General features: G+C 71.5%; 15 protein-coding genes. 13 read left to right on the forward strand and 2 right to left on the reverse strand.

All coding sequences use genetic code 11. The features are described from left to right. The first annotated feature begins 213 nt into the window (after window positions 1–213). The 5 genes from ACIBJF_RS11055 to ACIBJF_RS11075 are packed head-to-tail and all read left to right on the forward strand — an operon-like array spanning window position 214 to window position 5,750. Complete coding sequence (locus ACIBJF_RS11055) at window positions 214–1,833, forward strand: ABC transporter substrate-binding protein (protein ID WP_399173394.1); 1,620 nt, start codon at window positions 214–216, stop codon at window positions 1,831–1,833. A gap of 5 nt (window positions 1,834–1,838) precedes the next feature. Further along, window positions 1,839–2,759 carry an ABC transporter permease gene (locus ACIBJF_RS11060; RefSeq protein WP_399173395.1) on the forward strand — a complete coding sequence of 307 codons (921 nt, stop codon included), beginning with the start codon at window positions 1,839–1,841 and terminating at the stop codon, window positions 2,757–2,759. After that, window positions 2,752–3,732 carry an ABC transporter permease gene (locus tag ACIBJF_RS11065; RefSeq protein ID WP_399173396.1) on the forward strand — a complete coding sequence of 327 codons (981 nt, stop codon included), beginning with the start codon at window positions 2,752–2,754 and terminating at the stop codon, window positions 3,730–3,732. The genes ACIBJF_RS11060 and ACIBJF_RS11065 overlap by 8 nt, the downstream gene beginning before the upstream one ends. Before the next feature lie 7 nt (window positions 3,733–3,739). After that, window positions 3,740–4,723 carry an ABC transporter ATP-binding protein gene (locus ACIBJF_RS11070; RefSeq protein ID WP_399173397.1) on the forward strand — a complete coding sequence of 328 codons (984 nt, stop codon included), beginning with the start codon at window positions 3,740–3,742 and terminating at the stop codon, window positions 4,721–4,723. Beyond that, the gene (locus ACIBJF_RS11075) at window positions 4,707–5,750 is read left to right on the forward strand and encodes an ABC transporter ATP-binding protein (RefSeq protein WP_399173398.1); all 1,044 of its coding nucleotides are present in this window, start codon (window positions 4,707–4,709) and stop codon (window positions 5,748–5,750) included. Before ACIBJF_RS11070 ends, ACIBJF_RS11075 begins: the two co-directional genes overlap by 17 nt. 146 nt (window positions 5,751–5,896) lie before the next feature. On the opposite strand, the gene ACIBJF_RS11080 is transcribed toward ACIBJF_RS11075, so the two are convergent. Beyond that, window positions 5,897–8,035 (reverse strand): prolyl oligopeptidase family serine peptidase, encoded by a 2,139-nt coding sequence (locus tag ACIBJF_RS11080; protein WP_399173400.1) that lies wholly within the window; start codon window positions 8,033–8,035, stop codon window positions 5,897–5,899. 164 nt (window positions 8,036–8,199) lie between these two features. Here ACIBJF_RS11080 and ACIBJF_RS11085 point away from each other — a divergent pair, with 164 nt between their 5' ends. From ACIBJF_RS11085 to ACIBJF_RS11120, 8 genes are all read left to right on the forward strand, one after another. After that, entirely contained in the window at window positions 8,200–8,394 is a 195-nt protein-coding gene (locus ACIBJF_RS11085) for a hypothetical protein (protein WP_194294050.1), read from the forward strand. A gap of 1,408 nt (window positions 8,395–9,802) precedes the next feature. Further along, window positions 9,803–10,660: an N-acetyl-1-D-myo-inositol-2-amino-2-deoxy-alpha-D-glucopyranoside deacetylase gene (mshB, locus tag ACIBJF_RS11090; protein WP_399173401.1), complete on the forward strand. Its 858-nt coding sequence runs from the start codon at window positions 9,803–9,805 to the stop codon at window positions 10,658–10,660. Then, the gene (locus ACIBJF_RS11095) at window positions 10,657–11,073 is read left to right on the forward strand and encodes a DUF6113 family protein (protein WP_399173402.1); all 417 of its coding nucleotides are present in this window, start codon (window positions 10,657–10,659) and stop codon (window positions 11,071–11,073) included. The genes mshB and ACIBJF_RS11095 overlap by 4 nt, the downstream gene beginning before the upstream one ends. A gap of 161 nt (window positions 11,074–11,234) precedes the next feature. Continuing rightward, window positions 11,235–13,619: a hypothetical protein gene (locus ACIBJF_RS11100; protein ID WP_399173403.1), complete on the forward strand. Its 2,385-nt coding sequence runs from the start codon at window positions 11,235–11,237 to the stop codon at window positions 13,617–13,619. A 150-nt stretch (window positions 13,620–13,769) separates the two neighbouring features. Continuing rightward, the gene (locus ACIBJF_RS11105; RefSeq protein WP_399173404.1) at window positions 13,770–14,699 is read left to right on the forward strand and encodes an ABC transporter ATP-binding protein; all 930 of its coding nucleotides are present in this window, start codon (window positions 13,770–13,772) and stop codon (window positions 14,697–14,699) included. Beyond that, complete coding sequence (locus ACIBJF_RS11110; protein WP_399173405.1) at window positions 14,696–15,436, forward strand: ABC transporter permease; 741 nt, start codon at window positions 14,696–14,698, stop codon at window positions 15,434–15,436. Before ACIBJF_RS11105 ends, ACIBJF_RS11110 begins: the two co-directional genes overlap by 4 nt. A gap of 5 nt (window positions 15,437–15,441) precedes the next feature. Beyond that, a complete protein-coding gene (locus tag ACIBJF_RS11115; protein ID WP_399173434.1) occupies window positions 15,442–16,632 on the forward strand; it encodes a sensor histidine kinase in 1,191 nt (396 codons plus the stop codon). Further along, entirely contained in the window at window positions 16,629–17,243 is a 615-nt protein-coding gene (locus tag ACIBJF_RS11120; RefSeq protein WP_351799271.1) for a response regulator transcription factor, read from the forward strand. The genes ACIBJF_RS11115 and ACIBJF_RS11120 overlap by 4 nt, the downstream gene beginning before the upstream one ends. Before the next feature lie 4 nt (window positions 17,244–17,247). On the opposite strand, the gene ACIBJF_RS11125 is transcribed toward ACIBJF_RS11120, so the two are convergent. Beyond that, window positions 17,248–18,114 carry a tetratricopeptide repeat protein gene (locus ACIBJF_RS11125; RefSeq protein ID WP_399173407.1) on the reverse strand — a complete coding sequence of 289 codons (867 nt, stop codon included), beginning with the start codon at window positions 18,112–18,114 and terminating at the stop codon, window positions 17,248–17,250. Window positions 18,115–18,350 lie beyond the last annotated feature (236 nt).

Raw genomic sequence — 18,350 nt, forward strand, 5'->3', positions numbered from 1 at the left:
ACATCGACACGTCGTAATCCAACGTTTCGGCATCGTTGTACGAAGATCTATTGCGCTCCCCGCCCAAGATCGTCCGGGCGCCTCGGGGACCCTGCCTGCTTTCGGCTGACGTGTCCCGCCGGCGGTCTCTCAATCCGGCAGTCGGGCTATGGTATGTGGTCGTATGAACCGATATTGACCGGTATCGGATCTGTGCTCGCGGAGGAGGCGGCCATGCGGGGTATCGGGCACGCCCGATGGGCCGCCTGTGTGATCGCCGCCGGGCTGCTGGTCACCGCGTGCGGAGACAGCGGCGGCTTCGGCGGCGCCGGGGTGCTGACCTCCTCCTGGGGCGACCCGCAGAACCCGCTGGAGCCCGCCAACACCAACGAGGTGCAGGGCGGCAAGGTCCTCGACATGATCTTCCGGGGCCTGAAGAAGTACGACCCGAGGACCGGCAAGGCCCAGAACTGGCTCGCCGCCTCCATCGACACCAGCGACTCGCGGAACTTCACGATCAAGGTGAAGGACGGCTGGACCTTCTCCGACGGCGAGAAGGTGACCGCCCGCTCCTTCGTGGACGCCTGGAACTACGGGGCGAGCCTGAAGAACAACCAGAAGAACGCCTACTTCTTCGCCTACATCGACGGCTACGACAAGGTCCACCCCGACAGCGGCGCGCAGACCGCCGACACCCTGTCCGGACTCAAGGTCACCGGCCCGATGACCTTCACCGTCCGGCTCAACCAGAAGTTCTCCAGCTTCCCCGACACCCTCGGCTACGCGGCCTTCGCCCCGCTGCCCCGCACCTTCTTCACCGACCACGCCGCCTGGGTGAAGAAGCCGGTCGGCAACGGGCCCTACCGGATCGAGTCCTACACCAGGGGCTCGGCGATGAACCTGAGGAAGTGGGACGGCTACCCCGGGCCCGACAGGGCGCGGAACGCCGGGGTGACCCTGCTGGTGTACACCGACAGCAACACCGCCTACACCGACGTGCTGGCCGGCAACCTCGACCTGGTCGACGACGTGCCCTCCACCCAGCTCAAGAACGTCGAGACAGATCTGAACGGCCGCTACATCAACACCCCGGCCGGCATCCTGCAGACCCTCGCCTTCCCGTACTACGACCCGAAGTGGGACACCCCCGGCGCGCGGAAGGTCCGCACCGGCCTGTCCATGGCGATCAACCGCAAGCAGATCACCGAGACCATCTTCCGGAACACCCGCACCCCCGCCACCGACTGGACCTCCCCGGTCCTCGGCGCGGCCGGCGGCTACAAGCCCGGGCTGTGCGGCCACGCCTGCGACTACGACCCCGCGCAGGCCAAGAGGCTCATCCAGGAGGGCGGCGGGATCCCCGGCGGGCAGCTGAAGATCACCTACAACGCGGACATGGGCTCGCACAGGCAATGGGTGGACGCCGTGTGCAACTCCATCAACAACGCGCTCGGCAAGGACAAGGCCTGCGTGGGCAACCCGGTCGGCACCTTCGCCGACTTCCGCAACCAGATCGGGCAGCACAAGATGACCGGGCCCTTCCGGGCCGGCTGGCAGATGGACTACCCGTTGATCCAGAACTTCCTGCAGCCGCTGTACTACACGGGCGCCTCCTCCAACGACGGCAAGTGGTCCAACAGCGACTTCGACCGGCTCGTCGACCGGGCCAACGCCGAGACCGGGCAGGCCAAGGCCGTCGCACTCTTCCAGCAGGCCGAGGAGGTCGTCCGCGACAACATGGCGGCCATCCCGCTGTGGTACCAGAACGGCAGCGCGGGCTACACCGCCCGGCTCTCCCACGTGGCGCTCAACCCGTTCAGCGTGCCGGTCTACAACGAGATCAAGGTCGGCTGATCCCCATGGGGCGCTATGTCACGAAGCGGCTGCTCCAGATGATCCCCGTGTTCATCGGGTCCACCCTGCTGATCTTCCTCATGGTCAACGTGATGGGCGACCCCATCGCCGGCCTGTGCGGCGAGCGGGCCTGCGATCCGGCGACGGCCGCCCAGCTCAAGCGGGAGTTCGGCTTGGACAAGCCGCTCTGGCAGCAGTACCTCACGTACATGGGGAACGTCTTCACCGGAGACTTCGGCACGGCGTTCAACGGCCAGCCGGTCACCGAGCTGATGGGCACGGCGTTCCCCGTCACCATCCGGCTCACGATCGTCGCCATCCTCTTCGAGATCGTCGTCGGCGTGACGCTGGGCGTGCTCACCGGCCTGCGGCGCGGCCGGCCCGTCGACACCGGGGTGCTGCTGTCCACCCTGGTGGTGATCTCCGTACCCACCTTCGTCACCGGTCTGCTGCTCCAACTGCTGCTCGGCATCAAGTGGCAGTGGATCAGTCCGTCCGTGCGCTATGGAAGCTACGACGAGCTGATCGTGCCCGGCCTGGTCCTCGCCTCCGTGTCCCTCGCCTACGTCACCCGGCTGACCCGCACCTCCATCGCGGAGAACAAGCGGGCCGACTACGTCCGTACGGCGATCGCCAAGGGCCTGCCCCGGCACCGGGTCGTCATCCGCCACCTGCTGCGCAACTCGCTGATCCCCGTGGTCACCTTCATCGGCGCCGACATCGGCGCGCTGATGGGCGGTGCGATCGTCACCGAGCGGATCTTCAACATCCATGGCGTCGGCTTCCAGCTCTACCAGGGCATCCTGCGCCAGAACACCCAGACGGTCGTCGGCTTCGTGACGGTCCTCGTCCTGGTCTTCCTCGTCGCCAACCTCCTGGTCGACCTCCTGTACGCCGTACTCGACCCGAGGATCCGCTATGCCTGAGCAGCCGTACGAACCCAAGGGCGCGATCGCCGGGACCGGCATGGGAGGCGCGATGGACCTGGGCGCGAGCGAGGCCGCCACCCTGGAGCGGACCCCGGGCGGCCCCGAGGGCACGGGCCCGGCGGGCAAGCCGCGCTCCCTGTGGTCCGACGCCTGGCGGGACCTGCGCCGCAACCCGGTCTTCCTGGTCTCCGCCGTGGTGATCCTCTTCCTCGTCTTCATCTCCGTCTGGCCCCAGGCGATCGCCACCGGCAGCCCCCTGAAGTGCGACCTCGCCAAGGCCCAGGACGGCCCGGGCCCGGGGGCGCCCTTCGGGTACGACGGCCAGGGCTGCAACGTCTACACGCGCACGGTGTACGGCGCCCGCACGTCCGTCACGGTCGGCGTGCTGGCGACGCTCGGGGTGGGCGTCCTCGGATCGGTCCTGGGGGCCCTGGCCGGCTACTTCGGCGGCGTCTGGGACTCGATCCTGTCCCGGATCACCGACATCTTCTTCGCCATCCCCGTCGTCCTCGGCGGTCTGGTGCTGCTGTCGGTGGTCACCAGCAACACGGTCTGGCCGGTGATCGGCTTCATGGTCCTGCTCGGCTGGCCGCAGATCAGCCGTATCGCCCGCGGCTCGGTCATCACCGCCAAGCAGAACGACTACGTCCAGGCCGCCCGCGCCCTCGGCGCCTCCGACTCGCGCATCCTGCTGCGCCACATCGCCCCGAACGCCGTGGCCCCCGTGATCGTGGTGGCGACCATCGCGCTCGGCACCTACATCGCGCTGGAGGCGACCCTGTCGTACCTCGGTGTGGGGTTGAAACCGCCCAGCGTCTCCTGGGGCATCGACATCTCCGCCGCCTCCCCCTACATCCGCAACGCCCCCCACGCCCTCCTGTGGCCCTCGGGCGCCCTGGCGATCACGGTCCTGGCCTTCATCATGCTCGGCGACGCGGTCCGCGACGCCCTCGATCCGAAGTTGAGGTGACGGTGGCGTGCTGCTCGAAGTGCGGGATCTGCAGGTGGAGTTCCGGACCCGGGACGGGATTGCGCATGCCGTCAACGGGGTGAGTTACGAGGTGGACGCGGGGGAGACCCTGGCCGTGCTCGGCGAGTCGGGGTCGGGCAAGTCCGTGACCGCGCAGGCCGTGATGGGCATCCTCGACACCCCGCCCGGGAAGGTCACGGGCGGCCGGATCCTGTTCCAGGGGCGGGATCTGCTCACACTGAAAGAAGAGGAGCGCAGGAAGGTCCGTGGCGCCGGCATGGCGATGATCTTCCAGGACGCGCTGTCGGCGCTCAACCCGGTGCTCTCCGTGGGGGATCAGCTCGGCGAGATGTTCGTCGTGCATCGCGGGATGTCGAGGAAGGACGCGCGCGGCAAGGCCGTCGAGCTGATGGAACGGGTGCGCATCCCGGCCGCCGCCCAGCGGGTGCGGGACTACCCCCACCAGTTCTCCGGCGGTATGCGCCAGCGCATCATGATCGCCATGGCGCTGGCCCTGGAACCGGCGCTGATCATCGCCGACGAGCCCACCACCGCCCTCGACGTCACCGTGCAGGCCCAGGTCATGGACCTGCTCGCCGAGCTGCAGCGCGAGTACCACATGGGGCTGATCCTCATCACCCATGATCTCGGCGTCGTGGCGGACGTGGCCGACCGGATCGCGGTCATGTACGCCGGCAAGATCGTCGAGTCCGCGCCCGTCCGCGACATCTACAAGGCGCCGGCCCACCCCTACACCCGCGGCCTGCTGGACTCCATCCCGCGCCTGGATCAGAAGGGCCAGCAGCTGTACGCCATCAAGGGCCTGCCGCCGAACCTGATGCACATCCCGCCGGGCTGCTCCTTCCACCCGCGCTGCCCGATGGCGAGAGACGTCTGCCGCACCGACGAACCCCCGCTGTACGAAGTCTCCGGCACCCGCGGCAGCGCCTGCCACTTCTGGAGGGAGTGCCTGGATGGCCGCGAGCACTGAGCCGATCCTCGAAGTGACCGGACTCGTCAAGCACTATCCCCTCACCCGGGGCATCCTGTTCAAGAGGCAGATCGGCGCGGTGAAGGCCGTCGACGGCGTCGACTTCACCCTCGGCAAGGGCGAAACCCTCGGCATCGTCGGCGAGTCGGGCTGCGGCAAGTCGACGGTCGCCAAGATGCTCTGCAATCTGGAGCGGCCGACGGCGGGGTCCATCAGGTTCAGGGGCGAGGAGATCACCAAGCTGTCCGGCAAGGCCCTGAAGGCCGTACGCCGCAACATCCAGATGGTCTTCCAGGACCCGTACACCTCCCTCAACCCCCGTATGACGGTCGGCGACATCATCGGCGAGCCGTACGACATCCACCCCGAGGTCGCGCCGAAGGGCGACCGCCGGCGCAGGGTCCAGGAACTGCTCGACGTGGTCGGTCTCGACCCCGAGTACGTCAACCGCTATCCGCACCAGTTCTCCGGCGGCCAGCGCCAACGCATCGGCATCGCACGGGGGTTGGCGCTGCGCCCGGAGGTGATCGTCGCCGACGAGCCGGTGTCCGCGCTGGACGTCTCGATCCAGGCCCAGGTGATCAACCTCCTGGACCGCCTCCAGTCCGAGTTCGACCTCTCCTACGTCTTCATCGCGCACGACCTGTCCATCGTCCGCCACATCTCCGACCGGGTCGGCGTGATGTACCTCGGGCGGATCGTGGAGATCGGCCGGGACGCCGAGATCTACGACCACCCCACACACCCCTACACCCAGGCCCTGCTCTCGGCGGTCCCGGTGCCGAATCCCGAGGCCCGGGAACAGCGCGAGCGGATCATCCTCAGCGGGGACGTGCCGTCGCCGACGAACATCCCCTCCGGCTGCCGCTTCCGCACCCGCTGCTGGAAGGCCCAGGAGCGCTGCGCCCTGGAGGTGCCGGCCCTCGCGGTCCCGGCCGTCTTCCGCGACACCTCCGGCCCGGCGGCCCACGCCTCGGCTTGCCACTTCGCGGAGGAGAAGCACGTGGTTCCGGCGGAGGACTCGTAGGGGCAGGCGTACGGCAGCGGGCCGGGGCGACATGGCGCACCCCGGCCCGCTCACGGCACCCGCACGGCCGTACGCTGATCAGCCTCCCGCGTCCGTATATCGGTACCGCTTCCGTGAAGTTGCCTGCGTGTTAACGCGGTTCACGGTCATTTTCCCTGGTCGGACAGCGCACGCCGGAGGAAGTCCAGCTGGAGCAGCAGCAGGTTCTCCGCGACCGTCTCCTGCGGGGTCATGTGCGTCACCCCGGACAGCGGCAGCACCTCGTGCGGGCGGCCCGCGGCGAGCAGGGCGGAGGACAGCCGCAGGGAATGGGCGACGACGACGTTGTCGTCCGCAAGCCCGTGAATGATCATCATCGGGCGGTGCGGCTCGGCCGGGCCGACCAGACCCGCGTCGTCGATCACGGAGTTGCGGCGGTAGACCTCCGGCTGCTCGTCCGGCAGGCCCAGGTAGCGCTCCTGGTAGTGGGTGTCGTACAGCCGCAGATCGGTGACCGGGGCGCCGACGACCGCCGCGTGGAAGACGTCCGGGCGGCGCAGCACCGCCAGCGCCGCCAGATAGCCGCCGAACGACCAGCCGCGGATCGCCACCCGGCCCAGGTCCAGCGGGAACTCCCCGGCGAGCGCGTGCAGCGCGTCCACCTGGTCCTGGAGCACGACGGCCGCCAGCTCGTCCCGGACCGCCTTCTCCCAGGCCGGTGAGTGCCCCGGAGTGCCCCGTCCGTCCGCCACGACCACCGCGAAACCCTGGTCGGCGAACCACTGGGAGGTCAGGTGGGCGTTGTGCGCGGCGACCACCCGCTGGCCGTGCGGGCCGCCGTAGGGGTCCATGAGGACGGGCAGGGGAGTGTCACCGTGGTAGTCCCGTGGCATAAGCACGGCGCACGGAATTCGGCGTGCGCCCCCCTGGGTCAGCGTCATGCGGGGGGAGAAACCGGGACTTTCGGCGTACGACCGGACAGTCGCCGCCGGTTTTCCGTCACGCAGCACCTGGACACGGGTGCCCGGAGTGTCCGGTGTCGCGGACACGAGCACGGTCACATGGCCGGCGCGCACCGCCGAGTGCACGCCGGGCTCCTGCGACACGCGCTCCACACCCAGCTCGTTCACCCGGTACACATGGACCTCGCCGGTCTCCGGCGCCTGCGCCTCCGTGCCCGCCGAGGCGGAAACCAGCACGTCGTCGTCGCCCACGTCCAGGACCGCACGGACGTGCAACTGGCCGCTGGTCAAAGGCCGTTCGCCGACCGCCAGCACGCGTGCGCCACCCTCGTCCGCGATCCGGACAAGCTGTCCGGACGGGCTCCAGCAGGGCACTCCAGCGAACAGTTCAAGCCAACTTGGATCTTCGTCCGCGTGCACCATGCGCGTCGCCCCGGTATCCGGGTCCACCGCCAGGAACAGCTGGCTGCGCTGGTCCCGCGCCTGCACCAGCATCAGCGGCGCACCCGCCGCTGACCAGTGCACACGGGCCAGATACGGATACCGGGACCGGTCCCACGCGACCTCCGTGCGCTCCCCGTCGAGCCCCAGCACGAACAGCCGCACGTCCGCGTTCGGCGTGCCCGCGGCCGGGTAGGCGATGTCGATCGGCTCACGTTCCGGGTGGGCCGGGTCCGCGATCCACCACCGCTTCACCGGCGTGTCGTCCGCGCGCGCCACGAGCAGCCGGCGCCCGTCCGGCGCCCACCAGAATCCCCGCGAACGGCCCATCTCCTCGGCCGCGATGAACTCCGCGAGCCCGTACGTGACCCGCCCCGGTCCGTCCGTGGGCTCCGGCTCGGCGAGCGCCCGGTCGCCCTCGCCCTCGGCGCCCACCACCCGCAGCGCGCCCTGCGCGACATACGCGATGTGCCGGCCGTCGGGGGAGGGGCGCGGGTCGATCACCGGTCCGGGGACCCGGAGTTCGCGTGCCGTACCGGCCCGCAACTCGGCCGTGAAAAGCCGCCCTGACAAGGCGAAAGACGCCAATTCCAGGGCGCTGTCGGTGGCATAGCCGACGATGCCGGCACCTCCCTCCCGACTGCGTTCGCGGCGCGCCCGCTCCTCGGCCGAGAGCTCTTCGGAGGCGCCGCCGAGGAGGGCGCCGGGATCGGCCGCGAGGCGCTCTGCGCCCTCCGGAAGATCCATGACCCACAGGGAGTTGGCCCGGTCGGTGCCGGAGCCGGAACGCAGGAACGCGACACGCGCACCGTCGGGCGCCACCGTGAACGCACGCGGCACGCCGAGCGTGAACCGCTGGGTCCGGGCGTGCCGACGGGGGAAGGAGTCAGACTCGGTCGTCATACCCCGACCATATTGGCCATGCGCCCCCTTGTGCGGCCGTGCGCCGCGCGATGCGCGAGTACGGATAGTTATGATCACTACCGCTGTGTGGGTATGAACCTGCTGGCGTCTGCATGGATTTGCTCAACTGATCTAGATCTGACGATCTTTGGAGGTGAGCCGCCGTGGCACTCTCGATTTCGGCGGTGGTGCTGCTGGCGATCATCGTCTTCCTGTTGATCAAGAAGTCGGGGCTGAAGGGCGGCCACGCGGTGGTCTGCGTCCTGCTCGGCTTCTATCTCGCCTCCTCGACCGTCGCCCCCACGATCAGCCAACTGACGACCAACGTCGCGAGCATGATCAGCAGCATCAAGTTCTGACCGGCGACCTCAAGCCCCGAGGTGGACCCCGGCGCCGTCACGGTGTTCCGCTGGGCGCCCGCCGTGTGGTTGCCGTCGGACCGCTCGCTTCTTCCTCAGAGTCGTGCTTCCACGGCCCGCCTCAAGGGCGCTGCGCGTCGCCTTCGGCGATGGCCCTCCGGGCCACCCTTGACCCGGCCCGCTCCAGCACGGGCAAGAAGCGAGCGAGCGGCCGGAAAGACGGTGGCCCTGGCCGGTACCGGCCCCTGGGGCGGTCGGGCGGCCCCGTCGGTTGAGTGGCGCAGGGGTCGGCGGGGGCACGCCGGGCCGTCTCGGCCACTTTCCCTTGCCGTCACAAGGGCATCACTCGTCCCGCTCAGGCGGCGATTGGCAGATTTATTCCAGGGCGCATTTCCAAAGCCGCAGGTCAGGGAGTGGCCTTCTCGGCGGGGGTGGCACAAACCTGCCAATCACCATGCGGTGCACTCCGGGGCACGTGGGGCGGCGCCGCTCCCGGCCAGCCGTCAGCCGTGGAGAGGGCGGGCGGGCCGGCGGTGGCGCAGACGGGCTGCGGCGGGAGTGCCTGCCCCGCGCCCACGCCGCAACCCGGCCTCGCCCAAGCGCCGCGCCCGCTCCGCCAGGTCTCGGCCCGGCCACGCGCCGTGCCACGCCGGCTCCGCGGGGCCCCGCGTCGCCCCCGCTCACACACCGCACCGCAGCGCCAACCCGGTCTCGCGCCCGCCCGCCTGCCGCGCCTGCGTCGCCTGGTCTCGCCCTGCCAACGTGTCGCGCCTGCCGCACGCCTGCGCCGCCCCGTGTCGCCCCCCACCAACCCCCGCCGCACCCGCCTACCCAAGCGCCCCATTCCCACCCATGTGTCCCACCCGCCGCAGCCCGTCCGTACCCCCCACTCACCTCTCCACCACCCCTCGGACCGCAAGCCGCCAACCCCACCCGGCGTGCATGCGAGACGCGACCGCGCCCTCCGCAGTGCAGGGTGCGGGCGCGGCCGAGGCAAGGGGCCGGTGCCGGTAAGGGGCCCACTTTCCCGGGCTGCCCGCTCGCTTCTTCCCCGTGCTGGAGCGAGGTGGGTCAAGGGTGGCCCGGAGGGCCATCGCCGAAGGCGACGCGCAGCGCCCTTGATGCAGCTCGCGGAAGCACGACACTGGTCGGGGTAGCGGGCGGTCCCAGGGGTGCTTGTGGGTGTCGGGTGGGGAGGCTGGCCTGGCTTCCGGATGTCGGTCGGGGTAGCGGGCGGTCCCAGGGGTGCTTGTGGGTGTCGGGTGGGGAGGCTGGCCTGGTTTTCGGGTCTCGGTCGGGGTAGCGGGCGGTCCCAGGGGCACTCGGGGGTGCTGGGTGCGAAGGCCGGGCAAGGCTGCGGGACCCGGGCATGTGCGGTATGGGCGCCGTTGCCTCGTAGGGTGGTCCCATGACGGATCTGCCCGCCCGGCGTCTGCTCCTGGTGCACGCGCACCCGGACGACGAGTCGATCAACAACGGCGCCACCATGGCCAGGTATGCGGCCGAGGGCGCGCACGTGACCCTGGTCACCTGCACCCTCGGGGAGCGGGGCGAGGTCATCCCGCCGGAGCTGCGGCATCTGTCGGGGCCCGCCCTCGGCGCGCACCGGCGTGGGGAGCTGGCCGCCGCCGTGCGCGCGCTGGGCGTGAGCGACGCCCGGCTGCTCGGCGGAGCGGGCCGCTACGGCGACTCCGGGATGATGGGCATCGCGGACAATGACGACCCCGGGTGCTTCTGGCAGGCCGACGTGGACGAGGCCGCCGGGCACCTGGCCGAGGTGATCCTGGAGATCCGCCCCCAGGTCCTCGTGACGTACGACGACAACGGCGGCTACGGCCACCCGGACCACATCCAGGCCCACCGCGTCGCCATGCGCGCCGTCGAGCTCGCGGACGAGCGCGGGCACCGGGTCGCCAAGGTCTACTGGAACCGCGTCCCGTGCTCCGTCGCCGAGGCCGCCTTCGCCCGGCTCCAGGACGAGCTGGCCGTACTGCCCTTCGAGAAGAGCGCCACCGTGGCGGACGTACCCGGCGTGGTCGCCGACGAGCGGGTCACCACCAGCGTCGACGGGAGCGCGTTCGCCATCGCCAAGGCCGCCGCGATGCGCGCCCACGTCACCCAGATCGAGGTGGCCGAGCCCTACTTCGCGCTCTCCAACGAACTGGCCCAGCCGCTGTTCACCACCGAGTACTACGAGTTGGTGCGCGGCGAGGGCGGGCCCGGGGAGACCGACCTGTTCGCGGGCATCGAGGAGGCGGGGGCGTGAGCGACCACGGACAGGGCTCGCTGCTCGCCCAGCCGCTCGGGCGGCCCTCGGCCGGACGGGTCGCGGCCTACCTCGGCCTCTTCCTGCTCGGCGCCGTCATCGGCTTCGCCGGGGCCCTCGTGCAGGCCGCCTGGTTCCCCGGCGGGCTGCTGCTCGCCCTCGCGGGCGCGGCCGGGCTGTTCCTCGGCGGGGCGTACGCCATGGGCGGCCGGGGCGGAGCGGTCGCACCGGTGGTCGGCTGGATCGTCACCGTCATCCTGCTCACCACCTCGCGCCCCGAGGGCGACTTCCTGTTCGGCGCGGGACTCGGCTCCTACCTCTTCCTGCTCGGCGGCATGGCCCTTGCTGTGATCTGCGCCACCCTTGGCGCCGGGCGGCAACCTCGGGGCGGTCCCGCCCGACTTGGCAAGTGACGTACCACTTCGCCGTGCTGCGCAGGTGCGAGTCCGGTGTGGGTTTCCTCTGCGGTCATGGGATACACGCCGGAAGTGGCCAGTATGGTGGTGCGCGCCGCCGAGCCGCCCGAGCTGGTTGAGGTCGTAACGGACGGCGAAGCCAACTGGGAGAACCTGCCTTGAGTCGTGAAACTGACACTCCGTCCTCCGGGCCCAACGGGCGCGGCGGAGCCGCATACCCCTCCGGTACGCCGCCGTACGGGACCCCCATGGCTTCCGACGACGGTACGGACGCCGGTCGTTCGGCCAGGCGTCCGGAGGAGAAGAAGACCGAGACCACGCTGACCACCCGGATCCGGATCAACATCCCCGGATCCCGGCCCATCCCGCCGGTCGTCGTGCGCAAGCCCGTCGGGGACACCGACGTCGCCGGGGACGAGGCGCCCGCCCGCGATCCGCGCCCCGCGGCCGACCAGGCGGCGGCCTCCGCCGCCGAGCCCCCCGCCGAGCCCGCGGCCCAGGCCGAGGAGAAGACCAGCGACTGGTTCGCGCCCCGCAAGTCCTCCGCCGGCAAGGCCGGTCCGGGCGGCGGTGGCACGAACGGGGCCGCAGCGCCCGGCGGTTCCACCACCGCCCCCGGCGCGTCGGGCACCCGTCCGGGAGCATCCGGCGCGTCCGGTACCACCGGCGCGCGCTCCGGTGGCCGCCCCGGCGGTGTGGTCGGCTCCATGAGTGTCCCGGGCCGCTCCGGCACCACCAGCGGCAAGGGCCTGCCCGGCGCCACCGGCGGCCCCGTCGCCCCCGGACATGGCGGCGGCACCGGCTCCTTCGACGTGACCGAGGCGCTGAACGCGGGCCCGCTGGGCAGCGGCTCCCGCCCCGGCGCCGCCGACGGCGAACGCCGCCGCGACGACCTGCCGTACTTCTCGGAGAACGGCGGCCAGGACGACTTCGGCGGCACGGGCCCGGCGGGCTCCGGTACGGCCGGTGCGGGCCGCGACGGCTTCGCCGGCACCCCGGGCGCGAGCGGCCAGAGCGGCTTCCCCGGCACCCCCGGTACGAACGGACACGGCGGCCTGGGCGGCCCCGGCGGACCCAGCGGCTTCAACGGCCCGCACGGCCCCGGCGGTCCCAGCGGCCCGCAGGGCCCGGCCGGCCCCACCAGCGGCCCGGTCACCGGCGACGGCCCCCTCGTCCCGCCGGCGGGCGAACCCTTCGACGGCCTGTCCGGCACGGGCGCACCGCTCGGCACGGGTGGCTACGACGGCCCGGGCGGCCCGGCCGCCCAGCCCCCGCGCAGCGCGCTCGCCGACATCGCCGACCTCGACGGTCCCAAACGCCCCGGCGCTCCGAGTGCCGCCCCCACCGGTCTCGGTCCGGGCGGCGGGCTCAGCGACGACACCGCGATCCTCACCCCGCAGAAGCCGGCCCCCGAGGGCACGCCCGGCTACCGTCCGGCCGACAACGTCTCCGGACACACCGTCACCAGCGGCATCCCGGTGGTCCCCGGCGCCGCCGGCACCTCCCCGTTCGGCGGCCCCTCGTCCGGCGGTACGGGCACGCAGGCCCCGGCCAAGCCGGAGCCGGCGTCCGCGCCCAAGGCGCAGGCCAAGCCGAAGAAGAAGGGCCGCAGCAAACTGGTGCTGCTCGGTGTCGGCGCGGTCGTCGTCGTGGGCGGTGCCTACGGCGCCGGTCTGCTGATGAACCACACCGACGTGCCCAAGGGCACCACGGTCCTCGGCGTGGACATCGGCGGCGGCACCCGTGACGACGCCGTCAAGAAGCTCGACGACGCCTTCGGTAGCCGGGTGAACAAGCCGCTGAAGCTCTCCGTCGGCGGTCGGACGGTCGCCCTCACGCCGGAGAACGCCGGTCTCCAGTTCGACTTCCAGGCCACCGTGAGCAAGGCCGCGACCAGCGACTACAACCCGGTCCACGTCATCGGCTCGCTCTTCGGGCAGAATCGGGTGATCGACGCCGAGATGCCGGTGGACGAGGAGAAGCTCCAGGCCGCCCTCCAGCAGGCCGGGGGCGGCTCGGGCTCGGTCGTCGAGGGCGGCATCGACTTCAAGCCGGGCCGGGCGGTCGCCGTCTACGGCAAGGGGGGCAAGGCCATCGACGCGGCGCAGTCGACCCAGGCGGTCGAACAGGCCTACCGGACGCTGGTGGAGACGGGCACGGCGACCCCGGTCACCGTCCCGACGACGACCAAGCAGCCGACGGTGCCGAACGCCGAGGTCGACCGCGAGATGAAGGAGTTCGCCGAGCCGGCGATGTCGGGCAACGTCACCGTGAAGACGGACGCCGCCCACTTCATCGCGTTCAGCCCGGGGAACTCCCTGTGGAAGTTCCTCAAGGTGAAGGCCGTGGACGGCAAGCTCGTCGACAGCCCCGACCTGAACGCGCTCAAGGGGCTCTACGGCAAGACCTTCGACGGCGTGCTCATCACCCGCGCCACCGGCAAGAAGACGCCGGTCACCCCGCAGGACGTCTATGGCGCCCTGCGCCAGGCGCTGATCAGCAAGACGAACCGGGTCGCGGTCATCCAGACCAACCCGAACTGACCGGGACACGGCCCGACAAAGGGGGCGTCCGCCGTCGAGCGGGCGCCCCCTTCGGCAGGTCCGTCACCCGATCCGCATGACATCTGTCATCCGGCACCCAGGACCCCCGACACTGCCCCGCACCCGGCCGCCGCCGCGAGCATGGACGCCATGACGACAACTGCGGCACCGGCCACCACCACCCCGGTGGTCGGCTTCGACCAGGTGAGCAAGACGTACGGGAGCGTGAGGGCCGTCGACGGGCTCTCGCTCCGGCTGTACCCGGGCGAGACCGTCGCCCTCCTCGGTCCGAACGGGGCCGGCAAGTCCACCACCCTCGACCTGCTCCTCGGCCTCAAGCAGCCCGACGGCGGCACCGTGAGCCTCTTCGGCGGCACCCCGCGCGAGGCGATCGTCGCCGGGCGGGTCGGGGCCATGCTGCAGAGCGGCGGCCTGATGGACGAGGTCACCGTCCAGGAACTGGTCAAGCTCAGCTGCTCGCTGCACCCGAAGCCGTACAAGGCCGCAGACGTCATGGCCCGCGCCGGCATCACGCAGATCGCCGACCGCAAGGTCAACAAGCTCTCCGGCGGCCAGGCCCAGCGCGTCCGCTTCGCCCTCGCCACCGCCGGCGACAGCGACCTGATCATCCTGGACGAGCCGACCACCGGCATGGACGTCTCCGCCCGCCAGGCCTTCTGGGCCACCATGCGCGAGCAGGCCGACCAGGGCCGCACCGTCCTCTTCGCCACCCACTACCTCGAAGAGGCGGACGCCATCGCGGACCGCGTGCTCGTGCTGCACCGCGGCCGGCTGCTCGCCGACGGCACCGCCGCCGAGATCAAGGCCAAGGCGGGCGCCCGCCGGGTCTCCTTCGACCTGGAGGGCGAGATCGACGAGGCGGCCCTGCGCGGCCTGCCGTTCCTCACCTCGATCGACGTGTCCGGGCAGACCGTCCGCATCCAGTCGTCCGACGCCGACGCCACCGTGCACGCCCTGTACGGCCTCGGTGTCTACCCCCGCAACCTCGAAGTCGCCGGTCTCGGTCTGGAGCAGGCCTTCGTCGCCATCACGGAGGCCGAGGAGGCCAAGCAGTCATGAACGCCCTGATCAAGCTCGAACTGACCCGTGCCCTGCGCAACAAGAAGTTCCTGTTCTTCTCGGTGCTCTACCCCTCGATCCTCTTCCTGATCTTCTCCAGCAGCTCCGGCTCGAACGAGAAGGTCGACGGCACCGGCCTGACCGTCGCCACGTATCTGATGGTCTCCATGGCCTCCTTCGGCGCGCTGACCGCCGTCCTGATGGGCAACAGCGAGCGCATCGCCAAGGAGCGCGAGAACGGCTGGGTACGGCAGCTGCGGCTGACCCCGCTGCCCGGGCGCGGCTATGTCCTCGCCAAGACCGCCAGCGCCGCCGTGGTGAGCCTGCCGTCGATCATCGTGGTGTTCGCCGCCGCCGCCGCGATCAAGCACGTCCACCTGGACGCCTGGCAGTGGCTCGCCCTCACCGGGGTCATCTGGGCCGGCAGTCTCGTCTTCGCCGCGCTCGGCGTCGCCATCGGCTATGTCGCCTCCGGTGACGCGGTCCGCCCGATCACGATGATCATCTACTTCGGTCTGTCGATCCTCGGCGGCCTGTGGATGCCGTCCACCACCTTCCCGAAGGTTCTGCAGGACATCGCGAAGTGGCTGCCCACGCACGCGTACGCTGCACTGGGGCGGTCGATCGAACAGAGCCAGGCCCCGCACGCGACGGACATCGCCATCCTCGCCGTCTACTTCGTCCTCTTCGCGGGCGGCGCGGCCTGGCTGTACCGGAAGGACACGCTGAAGGCGTGAGCACGATGACGGAAGACCCGCAGGCCCGCGAACAGCGGCCCGATCACCAGGTGCGGATCGGCCAGGGGCCGCGCAACCGGCGCGAGCTGATGGTCAAGCTGCTGTGGATCGGGGTCTGGCTGATCTTCCTCAGCTACCCGATCCACGACCTGACCGGCGGCCGGCACACCACGGGCGGCACGGTGGCCGGCGCGCTCGGCCTCACCGCCTTCGTGGTCACCTACCTGTCGCTGGTCTTCCGGCACATGGGGCGGCCCTTCTCGCCGAGGGTCGTCGTCTCGATGCTCGCGGTGCTCGCCGTCCTCGCCCCCCTCCTGGCCTACACCCTCGGCCCCGCCTGGCTCGGCCTGTTCGTCTACCTCTCGGTCGCCTGCGGGGCCACCCTGCCGGTCCGGGCCGCGTACTGGGCGATCCCGTCGACGGGCGTGGTGATGTACCTCGTCGGACGGCACTGGGACCAGAAGCCGGACGACAGCCTGGTCCTCGTCGTGCTCATCGGCTTCGCGATGGTCGGCGTCGGCCAACTCGTCCGCACGACCGTCGAGTTGCGCAAGGCCCGGGCCACGGTCGCCCAGCTCGCCGCCAACGAGGAGCGGCTGCGGCTCGCCCGTGACCTGCACGACCTGCTCGGCCACTCGCTCTCCCTGATCACGCTGAAGAGCGAGCTGGCCGGCCGGATGCTGCCCGCCCACCCCGACAAGGCGGCCCAGCAGGTCGCCGACATCGAGCACGTCAGCCGGCAGGCGCTGGTCGACGTCCGGGAGGCCGTCACCGGCTACCGGCGCCCCCGGCTCGCCGCCGAGCTCGCCGGCGCCCAGGTCGCCCTGACCGCCGCCGGTGTCATCGCCGAGGTGCCGGCCGAGCCCGACCTCGAAGGCGTCCCCGAGGAGTCCGAGTCCGCGCTCGCCTGGGCGCTGCGCGAGGCGATCACCAACGTGGTCCGGCACAGCGGCGCCGACAAGTGCCTCGTCCAGCTCACCCACCGCCAGACCCTGGACGGCGCGATGCTCGAACTCTCCGTCGAGGACAACGGCTCCGGCGGCGACGGCGGCGGACCCGGCAACGGTCTGATCGGCCTCACCGAGCGGCTGGAGAAGGCCGGCGGCACCCTTGAGGCGGCCCGGATCAAGCACGGGTTCCGGCTGGTCGCCCGCGTCCCCTCGGCCCCCGGGAGGGACGTAGGATCCGGGGCATGACGAGCACGATCAAGGTCCTTCTCGCCGAGGACCAGTCGATGGTCCGCGAGGCCCTGGCCGCGCTGCTCGGCCTGGAGGAGGACATCGAGGTCGTCGCCCAGGTCGCGCGCGGTGACCAGGTGCTGGCGGCCGTCGGCGCGCACGGCGTGGACGTGGCGCTGCTCGACATCGAGATGCCCGGCTGCACCGGCATCGAGGCGGCCGCGCAGGTCCACCGGGAGTTTCCGCAGGTCAAGCTGGTCGTCCTCACGACCTTCGGGCGCCCCGGCTATCTGCGCAGCGCCATGGAGGCCGGCGCCGACGCCTTCCTCGTCAAGGACGCCCCGGCCGCCCAGCTCGCCGAGGCGATCCGCAAGGTGCTCTCCGGTGAGCGGGTCATCGACCCCACGCTCGCCGCCGCCGCGCTCGCCGAGGGCGCCAACCCGCTCACCGAGCGCGAACGCGAGGTGCTCCGCGCGGCCGCCGACGGCTCCACCAACGCCGAACTGGCCAAGACCCTCCATCTCTCCCAGGGCACGGTCCGCAACTACCTCTCCACGGCCATCCAGAAGCTGGCGGTGCGCAACAGGGCGGAGGCGGTGCGGATAGCGCGGGAGAAGGGCTGGCTCTGAGGGGTCAGTTGAGCATCGCGCGGGCGGTGTGCGCCTGTTGCCGTACCTTCTGCGCGGCCGACTCGTCCACCACCTCGATCAACTCGGCGTAGTACTCCAGCTCTTCCGCCCCCGACGCGAACTCCCCCCGCTGCACGAGGAGTTGCCCGCGCTCGTAGCGCAGCCGAGCGGGGTGCGCGGGCACCAGCAGTGCCAGCTCCACGGCCCACATCGCCACGTCCGACCGCTCGGGCCGGGCCGAGGCCCAGGCGCGGATGTTGTTCAGGATCCGCTGGACGACCTCCAGCGGCGTCGCGGGCTCCAGCATGGAGGGCTCCAGCGGCGCCCCCGTGGCCCCCACCACGAGCATCTCCGCGTCGGTCCCGGTCAGCATCCGCCCGCCGTCGAACGGATCGGCCAGCACCTGCTCCTCGGCCGGGCCGAAGCCCACCACGAAGTGCCCCGGCAGCGCGACCCCGTACACCGGGGCGCCCGCCCGCCGCGCGACCTCCAGCCACACCACCGACAGCAGGATCGGCAGCCCGCGCCGCCGCCGCAGCACCTCGTGCAGCAGGGAGGACTCCAGCCGCTGGTAGTCGCCGGGCGTCCCGCGGAAGTCGTAGCCCGCGCCGAGCAGCCGCTGTACGGCCTCCGCCCACGCGTGCGGCCCACCGGGCCGGTACGGCAGCTCGCCCGCGAGCCGGTCCAGCTCCAGCTGGGCGGCGTCGATCCCGGCCTCGTCCAGCGTGCCGTCCCCCTCGGCGCCGATCAGCAGGCACAGCGCCGACAGATCAGGCCGCTCGGACCGTGCCTCCTCGGCGAACCTGCGGCGCAACTCCGCCGACCGCTCCGGCGGGGGCGGGTACGGCGGTGGCAGATACGGGTGGCGCATGCCAGGCTCATGCCCTTCCACGGCGGGTTCTACGACCCGGCCGGGCCGGAATCCTCCGGCGCGCGACCTCCAGCCTCGCCGACGGCCGGGCCCCGCCGCCCGACGGTCCCACCGGCACGACTCCGCCGCCCCGGCATCCCCGCGTCCCGACCACCGACGGCGCCCCGACCGTCCACCGCGTCCGCGTCCCGACCGTCCACCGCGTCCGCGTCGCGACCACCGACCGCATCCACCGC

Origin of the sequence: Streptomyces sp. NPDC050743 (genome assembly GCF_044456925.1) — a bacterium.
Taxonomy (GTDB): domain Bacteria; phylum Actinomycetota; class Actinomycetes; order Streptomycetales; family Streptomycetaceae; genus Streptomyces.

Excerpts from the sequence above, each read along its gene's own strand:
- ACIBJF_RS11055 (WP_399173394.1), top strand. The coding sequence starts at position 214 with ATGCGGGGTATCGGGCACGCCCGATGGGCCGCCTGTGTGATCGCCGCC.
- ACIBJF_RS11060 (WP_399173395.1), top strand. The coding sequence starts at position 1,839 with ATGGGGCGCTATGTCACGAAGCGGCTGCTCCAGATGATCCCCGTGTTC.
- ACIBJF_RS11065 (WP_399173396.1), top strand. The coding sequence starts at position 2,752 with ATGCCTGAGCAGCCGTACGAACCCAAGGGCGCGATCGCCGGGACCGGC.
- ACIBJF_RS11075 (WP_399173398.1), top strand. The coding sequence starts at position 4,707 with ATGGCCGCGAGCACTGAGCCGATCCTCGAAGTGACCGGACTCGTCAAG.
- ACIBJF_RS11080 (WP_399173400.1), bottom strand. The coding sequence starts at position 8,035 with ATGACGACCGAGTCTGACTCCTTCCCCCGTCGGCACGCCCGGACCCAG.
- mshB (WP_399173401.1), top strand. The coding sequence starts at position 9,803 with ATGACGGATCTGCCCGCCCGGCGTCTGCTCCTGGTGCACGCGCACCCG.
- ACIBJF_RS11105 (WP_399173404.1), top strand. The coding sequence starts at position 13,770 with ATGACGACAACTGCGGCACCGGCCACCACCACCCCGGTGGTCGGCTTC.
- ACIBJF_RS11110 (WP_399173405.1), top strand. The coding sequence starts at position 14,696 with ATGAACGCCCTGATCAAGCTCGAACTGACCCGTGCCCTGCGCAACAAG.
- ACIBJF_RS11115 (WP_399173434.1), top strand. The coding sequence starts at position 15,442 with ATGACGGAAGACCCGCAGGCCCGCGAACAGCGGCCCGATCACCAGGTG.
- ACIBJF_RS11120 (WP_351799271.1), top strand. The coding sequence starts at position 16,629 with ATGACGAGCACGATCAAGGTCCTTCTCGCCGAGGACCAGTCGATGGTC.
- ACIBJF_RS11125 (WP_399173407.1), bottom strand. The coding sequence starts at position 18,114 with ATGCGCCACCCGTATCTGCCACCGCCGTACCCGCCCCCGCCGGAGCGG.